3 protein-coding genes are annotated in these 2885 nt (G+C 68.4%); 2 read left to right on the top strand and 1 reads right to left on the bottom strand.

Going from position 1 to position 2885, the window contains the following annotated elements; all coding sequences use genetic code 11:
- Nucleotides 1–536, top strand: a 536-nt coding sequence (locus Q0M60_RS01765; RefSeq protein WP_296815164.1) for an acyl-CoA dehydrogenase, incomplete at its 5' end; no start/stop codon positions are given.
- A gap of 46 nt (nucleotides 537–582) precedes the next feature.
- On the top strand, nucleotides 583–1095 hold the full coding sequence (locus tag Q0M60_RS01760; RefSeq protein WP_296815162.1) for a DUF305 domain-containing protein: 513 nt from the start codon (nucleotides 583–585) through the stop codon (nucleotides 1093–1095).
- A 70-nt stretch (nucleotides 1096–1165) separates the two neighbouring features.
- Here Q0M60_RS01760 and Q0M60_RS01755 read toward each other — a convergent pair.
- On the bottom strand, nucleotides 1166–2885 hold a 1720-nt coding region (locus tag Q0M60_RS01755; RefSeq protein WP_296815159.1), incomplete at its 5' end, for a sodium-translocating pyrophosphatase.

Genomic DNA, 2885 nt, shown 5'->3' with positions numbered 1-2885 from the left:
AGGAGACCGGCGCGGCCCAGCATTATCGCGACGCCCGCATCGCCCCGATCTACGAGGGCACCAACGGCATCCAGGCCATGGACCTGGTCAGCCGCAAGCTGGGCCAGGACGGCGGCGAGAGCGCGCGCGTCCTCATCGCCGAGATGAAGGAGGCGCTGCCCGCCCTCACTCGCCTCCTGCCCGGCAAGCCCGCCGAGCGCCTCGCCGCCGGCATCGAGGCCGTCGAGGACGCCACCCTGTGGATGCTCGACCAGAAGACGGACCCGGACGCCGCCGCCGACGTCCTGGCCGGCGCCGACGCCTATCTCAGGCTCATGGGCGACGTGGTCGGCGGCTGGCTGCTGGCCAAGGGCGCCGTGGCCGCCTGGTCCAAGATGGAGAACGACGGCGCCGACCGCGCCTGGCTCCAGGGCCGCATCGACCTCTACGAAGCCTACGCGGCGAACGTGCTGGGCCACTGCTCCGCCCGCCTCGCCGCCGTCGGCCAGGGCGGCGACCTGCTGAAGCGGATCGGGGCGGAGGCCCTGGCGGGCTGAGGGAACCCCGGCCCCAACGCCAAGGTTGGGGCGTATGGAAAACGGCATGAGCTATCGGCGGTTCGCCGCCATGATCGCCGCATCGACCGTCGTCATGTTCGGCCTGATGTACCTCAACACCTATGCGCTGCAGCACGTCCGCTTCAGCCAGACGCGCGCCTGGATGGCGCTCGTCATGGGCTCATCCATGGCCGTGGTCATGCTCGGCTTCATGTGGAGCATGTATCGCGGGACGCGGACCAAGCTGGCCATCCTCGCTGGCGCCGGCGTCGTCTTCGCGCTCAGCCTTTGGCTGGTGCGCAGCCAGCAGACCGTCAGCGACGTCAGCTACATGAAGGCGATGATCCCGCACCATTCCATCGCCATCATGACCAGCGAACGCGCCCACATCCGCGACCCACGCGTGCGCAGCCTGGCCGACGAGATCATCGAGGCCCAGGTCCGCGAAATCGCCGAGATGGAGCGCCTCATCGCCGACCTCGAAGCCAACCCTCCGCCTGCGGACGCCCCCGACCTTCCCAGCTACCGCGACAGGGGGCTTGAGGCGCCGGCGCGATAGCGGAAATCACAACGAAAAACGCCCCAGAGGTCTCCCTCCGGGGCGCTTCGTCTTCAGGCTGGGACCGCGATCAGCCGATCGTGCCCGAGGCCAGGACCGCCAGCAGCAGCAGGGCCACGATGTTGGTGATCTTGATCATCGGGTTCACGGCGGGGCCCGCCGTGTCCTTGTACGGATCGCCGACCGTGTCACCGGTCACCGCCGCCTTGTGGGCTTCGGAGCCCTTCTGGTGGACGACGCCGTTCTTGTCGGTGAAGCCTTCCTCGATGACCTTCTTGGCGTTGTCCCAGGCGCCGCCGCCGGAGGTCATGGAGACCGCGACGAACAGGCCGGTGACGATCACGCCCATCAGCATGGCGCCGAGCGCGGCGAAGGCGTCGGCCTTGTCCGTGTTCGGCAGCAGCAGCACCGCCACGAACAGGACGATCGGGGCCAGCACCGGAAGGAGCGACGGCACGATCATCTCGCGGATGGCCGAGCGGGTCAGGATGTCCACCGCGCGGCCGTACTCGGGCTTGACCTCGCCGGTCATGATGCCCGGGTTCTCGCGGAACTGGCGGCGAACCTCGGCCACCACCGACTCCGCGGCGCGGCCCACGGCCGTCATCGACATGCCGCCGAACAGGAAGGGCAGCAGCCCCCCGAACAGCAGCCCGACCACGACGTAGGGGTTGGACAGGTCGAACGCGACCTCGCCCAGGCCGAAGAAGAAGGAGCCCACCTCGGCCTCGGCCGCGAAGTGTTCCAGGTCCGCGGTGTAGGCGGCGAAGAGCACAAGCGCGCCCAGGCCCGCCGAACCGATGGCGTAGCCCTTGGTGACGGCCTTGGTGGTGTTGCCCACGGCGTCCAGGGCGTCGGTCGAGACGCGGACTTCCGGCGGAAGTCCGGCCATCTCGGCGATGCCGCCGGCATTGTCGGTGACCGGTCCGAAGGCGTCCAGCGCCACGATCATGCCCGCCACGCCCAGCATGGTCGTGGTGGCGATGGCGATGCCGAACAGGCCGGCCAGCTGGAACGAGGCCACGATGCCCACGATGATGATCAGCGCCGGAAGGGCGGTCGACTCGAGCGAGACGGCCAGGCCCTGGATCACGTTGGTGCCGTGTCCCGAAACCGAGGCGTTGGCGACCGACTTCACCGGACGGAAGCCCGTGCCGGTGTAGTATTCGGTGACCATCACGATGGCCGCCGTCACGCCGAGGCCGACGACGCCGCACCACACCAGGCTCATGGCCGAGATCGACAGGCCGTCGACGGTTTGCACGCCGCCGCCGTCGATCATGGTGGTGATGACATACCAGACAGCGCCGACCGACAGGACGCCGGTGGCGATGAGGCCCTTGTAGAGGGCGCCCATGATGTTCTGGCTCTTGCCCATGCGGACGAAGAAGGTACCGATGATCGAGGTGATCACGCAGACGCCGCAGATGGCCAGCGGCAGCAGCATCATCGCATCCACGAACGGCGTGTCGCGGAAGAAGATGGCGGCCAGCACCATCGTCGCCACCGTCGACACCGCATAGGTCTCGAACAGGTCGGCGGCCATGCCGGCGCAGTCGCCGACGTTGTCGCCCACGTTGTCGGCGATGGTGGCGGCGTTGCGGGGATCATCCTCGGGGATGTTGGCTTCCACCTTGCCAACCAGGTCGGCGCCGACATCGGCGGCCTTGGTGTAGATGCCACCACCCACGCGGGCGAACAGGGCCTGGGTGGACGCGCCCATGCCGAAGGACAGCATGATGGCGGTGATCTGCGGCAGGGGGTTCTCCGCCAGGCTGATGAAGTTCTCA

Origin of the sequence: Brevundimonas sp. (genome assembly GCF_024711105.1) — a bacterium.
Classification (GTDB): Bacteria; Pseudomonadota; Alphaproteobacteria; order Caulobacterales; family Caulobacteraceae; genus Brevundimonas.
Note: the sequence above shows the minus strand (reverse complement) of the source record. Positions and strands in the feature narration are given on the sequence as shown.